General features: G+C 73.8%; 13 protein-coding genes. 5 read left to right on the top strand and 8 right to left on the bottom strand.

Annotated features, from left to right (window positions below; translation table 11 throughout):
- Positions 1 to 26: 26 nt before the first annotated feature.
- Both ACZ41I_RS00885 and ACZ41I_RS00880 read right to left on the bottom strand, forming a co-directional pair.
- Entirely contained in the window at positions 27 to 953 is a 927-nt protein-coding gene (locus ACZ41I_RS00885; protein ID WP_468512864.1) for an EamA family transporter, read from the bottom strand.
- Complete coding sequence (locus tag ACZ41I_RS00880; protein ID WP_468512863.1) at positions 950 to 2314, bottom strand: MFS transporter; 1365 nt, start codon at positions 2312 to 2314, stop codon at positions 950 to 952. The genes ACZ41I_RS00885 and ACZ41I_RS00880 overlap by 4 nt, the downstream gene beginning before the upstream one ends.
- Positions 2315 to 2418: 104 nt before the next feature.
- On the opposite strand from ACZ41I_RS00880, the gene ACZ41I_RS00875 reads away from it, so the two are divergent.
- Entirely contained in the window at positions 2419 to 2925 is a 507-nt protein-coding gene (locus tag ACZ41I_RS00875; protein ID WP_363214876.1) for a MarR family winged helix-turn-helix transcriptional regulator, read from the top strand.
- Here the strand turns inward: ACZ41I_RS00875 and ACZ41I_RS00870 are convergent.
- Positions 2922 to 4367 carry an FAD-dependent monooxygenase gene (locus tag ACZ41I_RS00870; protein ID WP_468512862.1) on the bottom strand — a complete coding sequence of 482 codons (1446 nt, stop codon included), beginning with the start codon at positions 4365 to 4367 and terminating at the stop codon, positions 2922 to 2924. The two genes, ACZ41I_RS00875 and ACZ41I_RS00870, sit on opposite strands and share 4 nt — an antisense overlap.
- Positions 4368 to 4496: 129 nt before the next feature.
- On the opposite strand from ACZ41I_RS00870, the gene ACZ41I_RS00865 reads away from it, so the two are divergent.
- A complete protein-coding gene (locus tag ACZ41I_RS00865; protein WP_399768966.1) occupies positions 4497 to 5075 on the top strand; it encodes a TetR/AcrR family transcriptional regulator in 579 nt (192 codons plus the stop codon).
- A 68-nt stretch (positions 5076 to 5143) separates the two neighbouring features.
- Here the strand turns inward: ACZ41I_RS00865 and ACZ41I_RS00860 are convergent, their stop codons facing one another.
- A complete protein-coding gene (locus tag ACZ41I_RS00860; protein WP_399768964.1) occupies positions 5144 to 6085 on the bottom strand; it encodes a helix-turn-helix domain-containing protein in 942 nt (313 codons plus the stop codon).
- Positions 6086 to 6330: 245 nt separating this feature from the next.
- Here ACZ41I_RS00860 and ACZ41I_RS00855 point away from each other — a divergent pair, with 245 nt between their 5' ends.
- Complete coding sequence (locus ACZ41I_RS00855) at positions 6331 to 7827, top strand: MFS transporter (RefSeq protein WP_468512861.1); 1497 nt, start codon at positions 6331 to 6333, stop codon at positions 7825 to 7827.
- Positions 7828 to 7948: 121 nt separating this feature from the next.
- On the opposite strand, the gene ACZ41I_RS00850 is transcribed toward ACZ41I_RS00855, so the two are convergent.
- From ACZ41I_RS00850 to ACZ41I_RS00835, 4 genes are all read right to left on the bottom strand, one after another.
- A complete protein-coding gene (locus ACZ41I_RS00850; RefSeq protein ID WP_399768960.1) occupies positions 7949 to 8218 on the bottom strand; it encodes a hypothetical protein in 270 nt (89 codons plus the stop codon).
- Positions 8219 to 8276: 58 nt separating this feature from the next.
- Positions 8277 to 10367: a 4-alpha-glucanotransferase gene (malQ, locus tag ACZ41I_RS00845; protein WP_468512860.1), complete on the bottom strand. Its 2091-nt coding sequence runs from the start codon at positions 10365 to 10367 to the stop codon at positions 8277 to 8279.
- Positions 10368 to 10601, bottom strand: a complete 234-nt coding sequence (locus ACZ41I_RS00840) for a hypothetical protein (protein ID WP_363216881.1) — start codon at positions 10599 to 10601, stop codon at positions 10368 to 10370. It lies immediately after the preceding gene.
- Between the two features lie 247 nt (positions 10602 to 10848).
- The gene (locus ACZ41I_RS00835; protein ID WP_360086768.1) at positions 10849 to 11385 is read right to left on the bottom strand and encodes an HNH endonuclease; all 537 of its coding nucleotides are present in this window, start codon (positions 11383 to 11385) and stop codon (positions 10849 to 10851) included.
- Between the two features lie 325 nt (positions 11386 to 11710).
- Between ACZ41I_RS00835 and ACZ41I_RS00830 the strand changes: the two genes are divergently transcribed.
- Together ACZ41I_RS00830 and ACZ41I_RS00825 are read left to right on the top strand one after the other, a co-directional pair.
- Positions 11711 to 12820, top strand: a complete 1110-nt coding sequence (locus tag ACZ41I_RS00830; protein ID WP_399768956.1) for a mechanosensitive ion channel family protein — start codon at positions 11711 to 11713, stop codon at positions 12818 to 12820.
- Positions 12821 to 13060: 240 nt separating this feature from the next.
- Positions 13061 to 14272: an ROK family transcriptional regulator gene (locus tag ACZ41I_RS00825; protein WP_399768954.1), complete on the top strand. Its 1212-nt coding sequence runs from the start codon at positions 13061 to 13063 to the stop codon at positions 14270 to 14272.
- Positions 14273 to 14293: the final 21 nt, after the last annotated feature.

The raw sequence follows: 14293 nt of genomic DNA, 5'->3' as shown, positions 1-14293 counted from the left end.
TCGGTGAGGTTCCGGTGCTGTGTGCCCTACCGTCGCAGCGGACGATCGGTCAGGTCCATCGAAACTTTCCGACGGTTCGTTTCAGAGAAACTGAACGATGTGGGGCGGCTTCTGCGCTGGCCCGCCAGCGTCGCGCCGAAGGCCAGCGCCATGCCCGTCACCTGCACCGGGGTGAGCGTCTGGCCGAGGGCCGCCCAGCCGACGACGGCCGCGGTCAGCGGGGAGAGCGGGCCGAGGAGGGCGACCTGGGGGGCGCTGAGCCGGCCGATGCCGCGGAACCAGAGCCAGTACGCCACCGCCGTGTTGGCCAGCGCGAGGTAGGCGTAGCCGCCGACGGCCCGGGTGTCCAGGGCGGGCGGGGTGCCCTCGGCCAGGAGAGCTACGGGCGCGATGAGCAGGCCGCCCGCGGTGAGCTGCCAGCCGGTGAGCGCCAGCGGGCCGACCCCGTCCGGGCGGCCCCACCGCTTGGTCAGGACCGTACCGGCGGCCATCGAGGCGGTGGCGGCGACGGCCGCGAGCAGGCCGGCGGCGTCGAGCGTCCCGGTGCCCCGGAGGACGACGAGGCTGACGCCGAGCGCGGCGACGACGCCGGTGACGAGCGTGCGCGGAGCCGGTCGCTGCCCGAGCAGCAGCGCCGAGAGGCCGACGACGAACAGCGGCTGAACCGAGCCGACGACGGCGGCCATACCACCGGGCAGCCGGTACGCCGACACGAACAGCAGCGGGAAGAAGGCACCGATGTTCAGCGCGCCGAGCACCGCCGACCGCCACCACCAGCCGCCGCGCGGCAGCACCCGGGTCACCGCCAGCAGGACGAGTCCGGCGGGCAGGGCCCGCAGCAGCGCCGTGAACAGGGGGCGGTCCGGCGGCAGGAGTTCCGTGGTGATCGCGTAGGTGGTTCCCCAGGAGACCGGGGCGAACGCGGTGAGCAGGACGGTGGCGGATCGCCTCATGCCCGGACCCCTTCCGGGCCGGCAGTGACGGCAACGGACGCGGCGGCCGGGACAGGGACAGCGGCCCGGGCCGGGGCGGGGGCGCCGGTGCGGGCCACCGGCGCCGGCAGGGGTGCCGCCTCGGCCGGCAGCGGGCGTACCGCCTCCGGCGGCAGGTGGCGTTCCGTGCGGATCAGGAGGGCGGCGGCCGCCGCCGAGGTCAGGACGAGCACGGCCCACGGTGCCCGGCCGTCCAGCGCGAGCAGGGTCGTGAACAGGGAGGGCGCCACCGCCTTCGCGAGCGACCAGGACATCTGGTACGCCGCCAGATACCGTCCGCGCACCGCCTCGGGTGCCGTCTCGACCGCGAGCACCTGGGCGGCGGGGCTGTGGATCAGCTCGCCGAGGGTGTAGACGACGACCACGGTGACCACGGCGCCGCCCAGGACCGCGGCCGACGTCGGCAGCACGGTGCCGAGCACGATCTGTGCGGTGAAGGCGGTCGCGAACAGGGCCCCGCCCAGCGCCGCCGCCCGGGTGCGCCGGGCACCGGCCCGGCGGACCCGCGCACCGACGCCGACCCCGGCCACCGCGCACAGCACGGTGTTGAGGGTGAACGCGGCACCGGTGAGCACCGAGGGACCGTGCAGCCACTCCACCATGAACAGCGGGAAGAGGACCGACAGGGCCGAATAGCTCAGTGCGTTCAGGAAGTTGGCGCCGGTGACGACCAGGAAGGGCCGGTCGGCGAGGACGAGCCGGTAGCCGGCGCCCGCCCGGTGCGGGACCGGGGCCTCCCCGGTCGTACGCACCGGCCGCAGGGGCCGCAGCAGCAGCGCGGCGAGCGCGAAGGAGAGGGCGTTGCCCCAGGCCGCGTACGTGTAACCGGCACTGCCCGCCAGGGAGATGACCAGCGTCGCCAGCAGCGCACCCGCCCCGCTTCCGGCGTTCTGCAGCGCGCGCGTCGACGCCTGCAGCCGGTCCCGCCCCGCCCCGCGCGCCACCTCACCGATCAGGGACTGCTGTACGGCGGGGAAGGCCCGGTCGGCGGCGGCCGTGACCAGGGCCACGGCCGCGAAGGCGGCGAGGGAGCGGGCGAAGGGGTAGAGGGCGAAGCCGGCGACCCGGACGCCGTACAGCGCGTACAGCACGCGCTTGGCGCCGTATCGGTCCACCGCCGTCCCGGCGAGCGGGAGTACGGCGATGCCCGCGAGGCCGGTGGCGGTGAGCACGGCGCCCACGACCGTGAAGGACAGCCCGGTCACGGCGTGGAAGAAGACCAGCGTGAACGGGACGTACATACCGGTGCCGACGCCGTTGACGGAGGCGGTGAGCGGCAGGGCCCGTTCACCCGGGATGCGCTCCCTCTTTCGTGTCTCCATGCCTGCCCCCTTGAAATAGCTTGGTGGAAAGTAGCTTAACACTAAGCGACTTTCCATCAAGCTACTTTCTTGCTGACGACCGTCCGGGAGGCGATACTCGGACCATGAGTGCAGGCAAGGATCCCGTCGACGCGATCGTCGACCAGTGGGCGGCCGTGCGGCCCGACCTCGACTACCGGGCGATGGAGGTCTTCGGGCGGATCTACCGCCTCTCCCGGGCCATGGGCGACCGCATGGAGAAGGCGTACCAGCCGTACGGCATCTCCCGCGGCGAGTTCGACGTCCTCGCGACCCTGCGCCGCGCCGGCGAGCCGTACACACTCTCGCCGCGGCAGCTGTCGGCCACCCTGATGCTCACCACCGGCGGGATGACCGGCCGCCTCGACAAGCTGGAGAAGGCCGGACTGCTGCGCCGCTCCCCCGACCCGCACGACCGCCGGGGCCTGAAGGTGACGCTGACCGAGAAGGGGCTGGACGTCATCGACCGGGCGGTCGGCGCGGGCCTCGCGGTGCAGACCCAGGCCCTGTCACTCCTCGACGACGAACAGGTCGGCCAACTGACCGACCTGCTGAGGGAGTTGCTCGCCGGAACCCTGGAGGCGCCGCACTAACCGCCGACGTGCGCGGCGACCGCCGCCTCGACGTCCGCCCGGGCGGCCGAGTCGGCGGCCCAGGCCGCGTACCCGTCGGGGCGGACCAGCACGGTCGTACGGCGGTCGCTCGCCCAGTGCGCCACGGCCAGCCGGTCCGCGCGGGCGGGGTCCGCCGCGTACGGCTCGGCGGTGATCAGCACGAACCGGCCCCCGCGCAGCGCCTCGTGCAGCCGGCCGCCGCCGGCCAGGGCGACGTCCGGGACGCGGGCGCCGGTCAGAGGGTGGGCGCCGCGCGGCGCGGCGTAGCGGTAGCCGATGCCGGTGATCTGGGCGGCGACCGCGCGCCGGGCGGGGCCGACGGCGTTCAGGAACGCGGTGAGCGCGGCGCGGGCCGCGAGGGCCCAGGGACGCTTGGCCATGGCGAGACGGACGATCCCGCCGCTGCTGCGCAGCACCGCCCGGCCCACGGGGTGCCGCTCGGCCTGGTATGTGTCGAGCAGGGCGGGATCCGCGTGCCCGGTGACGACCGCGGCCAGCTTCCAGCTCAGGTTGGCCGCGTCCTGCAGCCCGGTGTTCATGCCCTGACCGCCGGCCGGGGTGTGCACGTGCGCGGCGTCTCCGGCCAGGAAGACCCGCCCGACCCGGTAGGCGGGCGCCTGCCGTTCGTCGCTGTGGAAGCGGGACATCCAGCGGGCGTCGTGCATCCCGAAGTCCCGGCCCAGGGCGAGGCGGGCGATCTCCTGGATCTCGGCCAGGTCCAGCGGCTCGGTGTCGGGGACATTGCGGCCGCGGTGCCAGCCGATCACCCGGTAGTAGCCGTCGCCGAACGGCGCGAGGAAGGCGAAGGCGTCACCGACGGCGTTGACGGTGAGCAGGGCCGGCGGCTTCTCGGCGAGCCGGACATCGGCGAGGACCACCGACCGGATCACCGACTTGCCCGGGAAGGGCAGCCCGATCGCGTCCCGTACGGCACTGCGCATGCCGTCGGTGCCGACGACATACGCCGCGCGCAGGGTCTCCGTGCGCCCCTCGGGGCCGCGCACCTCGACGCTCACCCCGTCCGCGTCCTGGGTGAGCCCGGTCAGCTCGGTCTCGTGACGGAAGTCGGCGCCCGCCTCGACCGCGCGCCGCTCCAGGGCCTTCTCGACCTCGTACTGCGGCAGGACGAGGAGGTGACGGAAGCGGGAGGGGAGGGCGGCGAGGTCCACGGTGAGCCGGCCGAAGAGACGGAGGCGGTCGAGGGGCCGACCCACGGCCTCCAGATCGTCGGCGACACCGCGCGCGTCGAGCTGCTCCAGGGTGCGGGCGTGCAGCACGAAGGCGCGGGAGAGGTTGCTGACGGTGTGGGGGCGCTTTTCGAGGACGGTGACCGAGACGCCGGCGGCGGCGAGGTCACCGGCGAGGAGCAGGCCGGTGGGGCCGGAGCCGACGACGATGATGTTTCCCTTGGTGCCGTTCATGGTGGCCTCCTGGGTGCCAACGCCTGTTGGTCAACGTGTGTTGGTCAACGCTTGTTGGCAACGGTAGGACCGGGCTGCGGAGGAAGTCAACACTTGTTGGCACACATTTGTTGGCCTACGCTCGTTGGCATGACCGGCAGCACCAGGACCACCCAGGCACGCCGCTCGGATGCCACCCGTACCGCCATCCTCGACGCCGCCCGCGAGCGGTTCGCCGCCGACGGCTACGAGCGGGCCACCATCCGGGCCATCGCCAAGGACGCGCGCATCGACCCGTCGATGGTCATGCGCTACTACGGCAGCAAGGAGGGACTGTTCGCGGCGGCCGTCGCGCTGGATCTGCGGCTGCCCGATCTGGCGGGGGTGCCGAAGGACGAGGTCGGGCGGGAGCTGGTGGGCCACTTCCTCGGCCTGTGGGAGGAGAACGAGGAGCTGACGGCCGTCCTCCGGGTCGGCGTCACCAACCCGGCCGGAGCCGAACGGATGCAGGGCATCTTCCGGGACCAGCTGCTGCCGGTGGCCCGGCAGGTGTGCCCCGACCCCGAGCAGGCCCCCGCCCGGGCTGCGCTGTGTGCCGCCCAGCTGCTCGGGCTGGCCCTGACCCGCTACGTGCTGCGCCTGCCACCGGCCCGGGAGCTGACCCACGAGGAACTGCTGGCCTGGCTGGGGCCGACCGTCCAGCGGTATCTGACGGCGCCCAGTCCCTGAGCCGCACCGCCACCACCCCGACGCCCCCGAGCGCACCGCCGCGGCACCGGACGAACGGGTGCCCGGGCTCAGCCGGTGGAGGTGCGGGCCGGGGACGGCGTCGGGGCGGGCCATGGCTCGGCGTCCGGCTCCGGATGGCCCGAGGGCACCGACTCCGGCCGGGCGTCGGCGCAGTCCAGGCGGCACATGGCCGCCTCGTCCGGGGTACCGGGGGCCGCCTGGTAGACCACCATCCGCTGGCCGCCCGTCCGGGCCAGCCGCATGACCTCGTAGGTCAGGGTCATCGGTCCGACCTTCGGATGCCGGAAGGACTTCTGCCCACCGCCCCGCTCGCACACGTCGTACCGCTCCCACAGCCGCGCGAACTCCGGTGACTTCAGCACCAGTTCACCGACGAGCGCGGTCAGCTCGGGGTCGTCCGGATCGGCCCCGGCGACGGCCCGCAGATGCGCCACCGAGAGCGCGACCGTCTCCTCCCACGGCTCGTAGAGCGTCCGGCCGACCGGGTGGAGGAAGAGATAGCGGGTCAGGTTGCGCTGGTCCTGCGGCCAGTCCCAGAGTCCGGGCAGCAGTCGCCGGGCGGGCGGGTTCGCGGCCAGTACGCGGTTGTAGCGGCTCACCACATAGGCGGGGAGCGGGCGCACCGACTCCAGCATGCGCAGCACCGAGTCGCGGACGGTGTTGTCGGACGAGGCGGGCAGCTCGGCGATCCGGCCGGAGGCCAACTCCACCAGCTCGTGCAGGCGTTCGTAACCGTCGCCGCGCAGTCGCAGGGCACGGCCGATGGCGTCCACGACGGCGGGCGAGGGATTGGTCTCCCGGCCGCGCTCCAGGCGGATGTAGTAGTCGACACTCACCCCGGCCAGCGCGGCCAGTTCCTCCCTGCGCAGTCCGGGAGTGCGGCGCAGGCCCGCGCCGACCGGGAGGCCGACGTCCTCCGGGCGGACCTGCGCCCTGCGGGCCTTGAGATATCTGCCGAGCTCGGTGCCCCGTGCGTCTGCTGCTGCCATTCGGCCCATTGTGGCAGGCGGGCCGGGAAGGTGGGGGGCCCTGTCAGGGCCTGGAACGCCGCACCCCGGGAACAGCCCGGTCTGCCGGACGGCCGCGTGGCGACGCAGAGTTGTTCCTGCAGCGGGCGGCCCGGCCGCCGGGGCCCAGGGGGTGCGAGGCACAGGACCGCGGCCCCCGCGGACCGGAGCCGCCCGCCCACTCCCCTGATCCCGCGTCAATCACCCCTTGCCCAAAGGAGTTCACCATGCGGTCCACCCCTTCCCTTTCCGCGACCTCGTCCTCGTCCTCGTCCACCGCGTCGGCCCACGGGCACGGCCAGGAGTCGTCGGTGCCCGCACTCCGGCGACGGCATCCGCACCGGTCCCGACCAGCCGCGCCGCCCGCCGACGCGCCCGCCGTGCCGCGGCGCGGCGGCGTCGCACTGATCGCTTCGCTGCTCGGCTTCACGGTGATCACCATCGACGTCTCGGCCGTGAACATCGCCCTGCCCGCGATAGGCAAGTCCCTCAGCGGCGGGATGGCCGGACTGCAGTGGGTGGTGGACGCGTACACGCTGATGTTCGCGGCCCTGATGCTCTCCGCCGGCGCCCTCGCCGACCGCGCCGGCGCCCGCCGCGCCTACGCCTGGGGCGTCGCCCTGTTCACCCTGGCCTCCCTCGGCTGCGCGCTCGCGCCCGGCATCGGCGTGCTCGTCGGCGCGCGCGTGGCGCAGGGCGGGGCCGCCGCTGTGGTGCTGCCGGCCTCGCTGGCGCTGATCCGGCACTCCTACGAGGACGCCCGGGAGCGTGCCCGCGCCATCGCGCTGTGGACGGTCGGCGGCTCGGTGGCGATGGCCGCGGGCCCGGTACTGGGCGGGCTGCTCACCGACTCGGCCGGCTGGCGGGCGGTCTTTCTGCTCAACCTCCCGGTGGGCGCGGTGATCCTGGGCCTGCTGGTCCGCGTGCCGCGTTCCCCGCGCCGGCCTGCCGCGCTGGACGGCGGCGGCCAGCTCACCGCCGTACTGGCCCTGGCCGGGCTTGCCTTCGCGGTGATCGAGGGCGGCCACCAGGGCTGGACCAGCGGCCCGGTGCCGGCCGCCGCCGCGATCGCCGTCGTCTCCGGGTACGCCTTCCGCGTGGTGGAGGCCCGGCACCGCCGGCCCATGGTCCCGCTGGACATGCTGACGGACCGCCGGGTGGCCGTCCCGCTGGCGGTCGGCTTCGCCGTCAACGCCGCCTTCTACGGCGGGATCTTCCTGCTCGGGCTGTACTACCAGCAGCTGCGCGGGATGTCGGGGATCACGGCCGGGCTGATGTTCGTCCCGATGTCGGCGGTGGTGACGGCGACCAACCTGGTCTCGCCACGGCTGGCGGAGCGGATCGGGCGGCGGCCGGTGATCGTCGCCGGACAGCTGATCTTCACCGGAGCGATGCTGGCGATGCTGCCGCTGGCCGCGCACACACCCGTGTGGCTGGTGCTGGTCCTGCTGCTGCCGCTGAGCATCGGCGGGGCGCTCGTGGTGCCCGCGCTGACCGCGCTGCTGATGGACGCCGTCCCGGGAGAGCGCGCGGGGACCGCGTCGGGGCTGCTCAACTCGTTCCGCCAGACCGGTGGCGCGCTCGCCGTCGCTCTCTTCGGCAGCCTGCTCTCCGGCGCCGACGGCGGCTTCTCCCTTCCGGGCATGCGCGTCGGCCTGCTCGCCGTCGCCGGCCTCCTCCTCGCCACCACCGCGTTCTCCCGCCTCCTCCTGCCCCGTGGCTGACCTGCGGCCATGGGCCCGCGCCGGAGGCAAAAACGCCGGGGGCACCGTCCTCACCGCGATACGGCATCACGCGCGTACCGGTGGGAGGACAGGTGCCCCCGGCGATCGAAGCGGTGTCCGGTCAGGCCTTGGCCGCGGACTTCGCCCTGGACGAGGGGGTGGTGACCCTGGCCTTGGACCTGTCCAGCGCCATCACCAGTCCGGTGATGACCACGAACAGCGCGATCGGGAGCAGCACGTAGAGGCCCAGCGTCTGGATGACGCTCAGGCCATGGCCGGGGTCGTCGCCGTCGTCGCGGGTCAGCGCGAGCGCGGGGGACGACATGAGCAGCATCATCAGCGTCGTACCGGCGGCCAGGGCGCCGGCGCGCAGGGCGTTCTTCTTGTCCACGATCTCAAGTTAGCGAATCACCCGGAAGGCCGCGCGGGCGGGGTCCTGTACCGGGCGTTCACCCACCCCTGAGCTGCGTGAACACATCGAGCAGGGCGCGCAGCCGGGGCGCTGCCGTCAGCTCCTCCAGCGGCACCGGCCGGCCCTCGCGGTCCGCGATCGGCAGCCGCCAGTTCGGGTACTGGTCCCAGGTTCCCGGCAGGTTCTGCGGGCGGCGGTCCCCCACACCGTCCGGGAGCCAGATGCCGATCAGCCGGGCTGGGGTGCGCAGCAGGAAGCGGTGGACGGCGCGGATCTCCTCCTCCTCGTCGGTGCCGGGCGGCCCGGCGGCCGTCAGGTCGAGCAGGCCGAGGCTGCCGAGCAGGGCGAGCCACTCGGCGGTGTCGGCGACGGCCTCGGCGCGTTCCTCGGCGGCCGGGCGGGTGAGCAGGCCGAGGCGGTCGCGCAGGTCGACGTGGTCGCCGGTGAGCCGGGCGGCGGTGGGCGGCAGATCGTGCGTGGTGGCGGTGGCCAGGCAGTCGGCGCGCCAGCGGTCGGGCGGCAGCGGGCGTCCGTCGCCCTCCCAGTCGCGTTCGAACCACAGCACCGAGGTACCGAGGACCCCGCGCCGTTGCAGGGTCTCGCGGACGCCGGGCTCGACGGTGCCGAGGTCCTCGCCGATGACGACGGCTCCGGCGCGGGTGGCCTCCAGGGCGAGGATCGCGAGCATGGCGTCGGCGTCGTAGCGGACGTACGTGCCGCCGGTGGGCGGGCTGCCCTGGGGGACCCACCACAGCCGGAACAGGCCCATGACGTGGTCGATGCGCAGCGCGCCGGCGTAGCGGAAGAGGGCGCGCAGGAGGTCGCGGTAGGCGCTGTATCCGGAGCCGGCGAGGCGGTCGGGGCGCCAGGGCGGCAGGCCCCAGTCCTGGCCGCGGGCGTTGAAGGCGTCGGGCGGGGCGCCGACGGACATGCCGGCGGCGAACACGTCCTGCTGCGCCCAGGCGTCGGCGCCGGCCGGGTGCACGCCGACGGCGAGGTCGTGCACGATCCCGACCCGCATGCCGGCCTCGCGGGCGGCGCGCTGGGCGGTGCGCAGCTGGCCGTCGGTGAGCCAGGCGAGACGGGCGTGGAACTCGATCCGGTCGGCGAGCTCGGCGCGGGCGCGGGCGGTGGCGGCCGAGCGGGGGTCGCGCAGGCCCTCGGGCCAGGTGTGCCAGTCGGGGCCATGGGTCTCGGCGAGGGCGTACCAGGTGGCGTGGTCGTCGAGGGCCTGGCCGTGGGCGGCGCGGAAGTCGTCGTAGGCGGCCCGGCGGCCGGGGCCCAGGGGGACGGCGAGGACCAGTTCCAGTGCCTCCCGCTTCAGCTCCCACACCGCGTCGCGGTCGATGAGGGCGCCCTTGTCCAGGACGGCGGCGCGCAGCCGCTCGGCCCGCTCCAGCGGCCCGCTCAGCCGCCCGCGGTCCGCGATGTACGCGTACTCGGGGATGTTCTCGATCCGCAGGTGCACGGGGTCGGGGAAGCGGCGGGAGGAGGGGCGGTACGGGGAGGGGTCGGTGGGGGCGCCGGGTACGGCCGCGTGCAGCGGGTTGACCTGCACGAATCCGGCGCCGGCGGTGCGTCCGGCCCAGCCGGCCAGCTCGGCGAGGTCACCGAGGTCGCCCATGCCCCAGGAGCGGCGGGAGAGCAGGGAGTACAGCTGGACGAGGAGGCCGTGGGAGCGGCCGGGCGGGGCGGGCAGCCGGTCGGGGGCGACGACGAGGTGGGCATGGCCGGTGCGGCCGTCGGGGGCGGTGGCGGTGACGCGGTGCACGCCGAGGGGGAGGTTCCAGGTCCCGTCCCGCTCCTGACCCTCCTCGGTCCGCACCCGCAGGCGGGTGCCGGGCGGCAGCGCGGCGAGGGCTGCGGGGCCCTGCGGGTCGCCGGACCAGTGCACGACCGTCGGCGGCAGCAGGCGCTCGCGCAGTGCGCGTTCGCGGGCGGCGAGCGCGGTGCGTACGGCGTCGGGTCCGGCCGCGTCGACGTCGAGGGCGGCCAGCGCGGCGACCACGGCGGAGGCGGGGACCGGGACGTCGCGGCCCGGGGCGGGGCTGTAGGAGGTGGCGACCCCGTGCAGCTCGGCGAGCCGGGACAGTTCCGCGTCCGCGAGGTCCTCGAACGCCGCGGCCATCTACAACCCCGCGCCGAAGCCGTCGGACTCGCTGGTCAGCGGGGTGGCCTCGGCGAGCGGCGGCTCGCTGGTCAGGGGCTCGGCGTCGGGCAGGGGCGGTTCGCTGGTCAGCGGGGCCTGGGCGCTGGCGCCCTCCGCGCTGAAGACGCACAGCGGTGCCTCGGCGGTCGTGGCGGACGGCTCCGCCACGGGTTTGCACTGGGCCGGGATCGAGAGTCGAGCCGGTGCGGCCACGGGGGTCTCCTCGGGGTGGGTCGATCGGTCGCGTCGGATGATGCGCCTTTGAACGGGTTACGGCAGGCCTACCCCGTGACGGCGTCCGCACTCGCGGCCGTTTTCGGGCGCACCGGCAGCTGGAGACCCAGTCGGTGAGCCCCGACGCTTCTTCTCCGTGGGGGAGCGACCGGCCGCGGAGCACCCGCAGCCGTCGCACGACAACCACCGCGCCCCCTGAGGGGCGCAGAAAACACCGGCCCGTATCTCAGGCGGAGATGCCGTCGATCCGGGCCAGGGCATCATCCGCACCATAGGGCTGCAGATAGGGCAACCACCGCGGATCCCGATGCCCGGTACCGATGATCCGCCAGGCGAGCCCGGTCGGCGGAGCCGGCTTGTGCCGCAGCCGCCACCCGAGTTCGACGAGGTGACGGTCGGCCTTGACGTGGTTGCAGCGGCGGCAGGAGGCCACCACGTTGTCCCAGCGGTGTTGGCCCCCGCGGCTGCGCGGGATGACGTGGTCGACGCTGGTTGCGACGCCACCGCAGTACATGCACCGGCCCCCGTCGCGGGCGAAGAGCGCGCGGCGGGTGAGAGGAACGGGCCCCCGGTAGGGAACCCGTACGAATCGCTTGAGCCGGACCACGCTGGGTGCGGGGACTGTGACGGTTGCGCTGTGCATATAGGCGCCGGATTCCTCCAGGGAGACAGCCTTGTTCTCCAGGACGAGGACGAGCGCGCGGCGGAGCGGTACGACGCCGAGCGGCTCGTACGACGCGTTGAGGACCAGGACATGCGGCACGGGTGCCTCCTTGGGCGTCGGCGGCGCGTGGCTCGCGCCGGGACGATCTGCAGTCAGTCTCCCCTCATGCCTGGTGGAAGCGCCACCATGTCCCGGTAACGGGCTGGGAGTGTTTTCGACCACACCCGATTCATCCCCCGGATCATGGCCGGTTCAAGCCAGGTGAGCCCTGTCTCTCCTGCGCCCCTCCTTGGCGGATCCGCGCGGGGCACACACAATGCCCCGTTAGTGTGGTGGTCCTGTCCGTCCGGTGACCTTTTCGTGACCTTGAAGACCGTGACCGCCCCGCCGGTACGGACCGCGCAGCACCTTGGAGGTACCTGCCGTGTCGTCCTTGCCCGCCGTCCTGCTGGCCGCCGGTGCGTCGCCGACCCCGTCCCCTTCCCCCTCGCAGTCGACGCCGACCGTGCCGTCGTTCCAGGACGCCCAGCAGAGCGCGACGAACGCGGCGAGCTGGGTCGAGCAGAACTGGTCGACGTGGCTCGCGATGGGACTGCAGATCCTGCTGATCGTGGTCGTGGCGGTGGCACTGCGCGCGGCGGTGCGCCGGGCGATAACCAAGCTGATAGACCGGATGGGCCGCACCGTGCAGGCCGTGGACGGCACGGCGCTGGGCGGGCTGCTGGTCAACGCCGAGCGGCGGCGGCAGCGGTCGGCGGCGATAGGTTCCGTGCTGCGGTCGGTGGCGAGCTTCCTGATCCTCGGTACGGCCGCGCTGATGGTGCTGTCCACCTTCAAGATCAATCTTGCGCCGCTGCTGGCGTCGGCCGGTGTGGCCGGTGTGGCGATCGGTTTCGGCGCGCGGAACCTGGTCACCGACTTCCTCTCCGGTGTGTTCATGATCCTGGAGGACCAGTACGGCGTCGGTGACGTGATCGACGCCGGGGTGGCCACCGGTGAGGTGATCGAGGTCGGCCTGCGCGTGACCAAGCTGCGCGGCGCGGACGGCGAGATCTGGTACGTCCGCAACGGCGAGGTCAAGCGGATCGGCAACCTCTCCCAGGGCTGGGCGACGGCGGGCGTGGACGTCACCGTGAAGGCGTCCGAGGATCTGGACCGGGTCAAGGCCACCCTCGACGACGTCGCCGAACACCTGAGCAAGGAAGAGCCCTGGAACGAACTGCTCTGGGGCCCGGTCGAGGTGCTCGGCCTGGACTCCCTCCTGATCGACTCCATGGTGGTGCGAGTCTCGGCGAAGACGATGCCGGGCAAGGCGCTGACGGTCGAGCGCGAGCTGCGCTGGCGGATCAAGCGGGCGTTCGACCGGGCGAGCATCCGGATCGTGGGCGGTGCGACGTCGGTCGAGGACGCGGAGGACATCCCCGACCCCGCGGCCTCGGTGGCGGCCCCGTCGGTCTTCGCCAACGCGGACTCGCCGCAGGCGGCCGCGACGACACCGATCACTCCGCAGCGGGCGACGCCCCCGGGCAAGTAACGGAACGGTTCGGCACACCCCAAGACCGCCCAACCGCTCCCCCTCCCCGGCCCCGAGACAACAACTCCGTCACCTCGGGGCCGCTGTCTATTGACGCCCCCTTCCTCCTGGGCTTACGTTCCTCGCACCGCGATAGGAAACTTTCCTAACAGTGATCTTCCCGCGGCCGGTGATCAAGGCTGGACGCCGTGCCGGGGTCACTGAAAAGCTGGGTGGCTGGAAAGGCAGGTGTCGAACTCCATGGCAGGAACCGCCGGTACGCCGGGCACCCCGCGCGTGCTGCGCGCCATGAACGACCGTGCCGCACTGGACCTCCTGCTGGAGCACGGACCGCTCTCGCGCACCCGGATCGGCAAACTCACCGGCCTGTCCAAGCCCACCGCCTCGCAGTTGCTGGCCCGCCTGGAGGCGGCCGGCCTGGTCCGGGTGACCGGCACCAGCGAGGGCCGGCCGGGCCCCAGCGCCCAGCTGTACGCCGTCAACCCCGCGGCCGCGCACGCCGCCGGGCTCGACGTCACCCCGGACCGCATCCGCGCCGCCGTCGCCGACATCACCGGCCGGACGGTGGGCGAGTTCGAGCTGCCCACACCGGGGCGGCGCCCGGCGCAGCCCGTCGTACAGCAGGTCACCGGCGCGCTCGACGGCGCCGTGAAGGCCGCCGGTCTCACCCGGTCCGACGTGCACCGGCTGGTCATCGGCACCCCGGGCGCCTTCGACCCGAACACCGGCCGGCTGCGCTACGCCTCCCATCTGCCGGGCTGGCACTCCCCCACCCTGCTCGGCGAACTCGCGGCGGCACTCCCCATGCCCGTCGAGTACGAGAACGACGTCAACCTCGTCGCCCTCGCGGAACAGCGGCTCGGGGCCGCCCGGGGCCACGGCGACTTCGTGCTGCTGTGGAACGAGGAAGGGCTCGGCGCCGCCCTGGTCCTCGGCGGCCGGCTGCACCGCGGCTGGACCGGCGGCGCCGGCGAGGTCGGCTTCCTGCCGGTGCCCGGCACACCGCTGGTGCGCCAGGTGGCCAGGACCAACAGCGGTGGCTACCAGGAGCTGGCCGGCTCGCAGGCCGTGCCGAAGCTGGCCCGCGAACTCGGCATCGAGGACGTGCCCTCCGGGCCGTGCACGGAGGTCGCCGCCGAACTCGTCGCCCGTGCCGCCGACCACGCGAGCGGCCCCTACCGGAAGCTGCTCCAGAGCTACGCGACGCGGCTCGCCATCGGTCTGGCCTCGCTCGTCTCCGTCCTCGACCCCGAACTCGTCGTCCTCAGCGGCTCCGCGCTGACGGCCGGCGGCGAGGTGCTGCGCACCCTCGTCCAGGCCGAGCTGGAGGAGCTGGCCGCGGCCCGCCCCCGGCTGGTCGTCGGCGACGTCCAGGAACACCCCGTACTGCGCGGCGCGCTGGAGTCCGCGCTCGTCACCACCCGCGACGAGGTCTTCGACACCTCGCGCTAGAGCGCCCCCTCTTTCCCGACC

This window comes from Streptomyces sp. NPDC030799, from assembly GCF_055572255.1.
This window is presented reverse-complemented; position numbering and strand designations above follow the sequence as displayed.

Excerpts from the sequence above, each read along its gene's own strand:
- ACZ41I_RS00855 (WP_468512861.1), top strand. The coding sequence starts at position 6,331 with ATGCGGTCCACCCCTTCCCTTTCCGCGACCTCGTCCTCGTCCTCGTCC.
- ACZ41I_RS00870 (WP_468512862.1), bottom strand. The coding sequence starts at position 4,367 with ATGAACGGCACCAAGGGAAACATCATCGTCGTCGGCTCCGGCCCCACC.
- malQ (WP_468512860.1), bottom strand. The coding sequence starts at position 10,367 with ATGGCCGCGGCGTTCGAGGACCTCGCGGACGCGGAACTGTCCCGGCTC.
- ACZ41I_RS00865 (WP_399768966.1), top strand. The coding sequence starts at position 4,497 with ATGACCGGCAGCACCAGGACCACCCAGGCACGCCGCTCGGATGCCACC.
- ACZ41I_RS00885 (WP_468512864.1), bottom strand. The coding sequence starts at position 953 with ATGAGGCGATCCGCCACCGTCCTGCTCACCGCGTTCGCCCCGGTCTCC.
- ACZ41I_RS00825 (WP_399768954.1), top strand. The coding sequence starts at position 13,061 with ATGGCAGGAACCGCCGGTACGCCGGGCACCCCGCGCGTGCTGCGCGCC.
- ACZ41I_RS00875 (WP_363214876.1), top strand. The coding sequence starts at position 2,419 with ATGAGTGCAGGCAAGGATCCCGTCGACGCGATCGTCGACCAGTGGGCG.
- ACZ41I_RS00880 (WP_468512863.1), bottom strand. The coding sequence starts at position 2,314 with ATGGAGACACGAAAGAGGGAGCGCATCCCGGGTGAACGGGCCCTGCCG.
- ACZ41I_RS00860 (WP_399768964.1), bottom strand. The coding sequence starts at position 6,085 with ATGGCAGCAGCAGACGCACGGGGCACCGAGCTCGGCAGATATCTCAAG.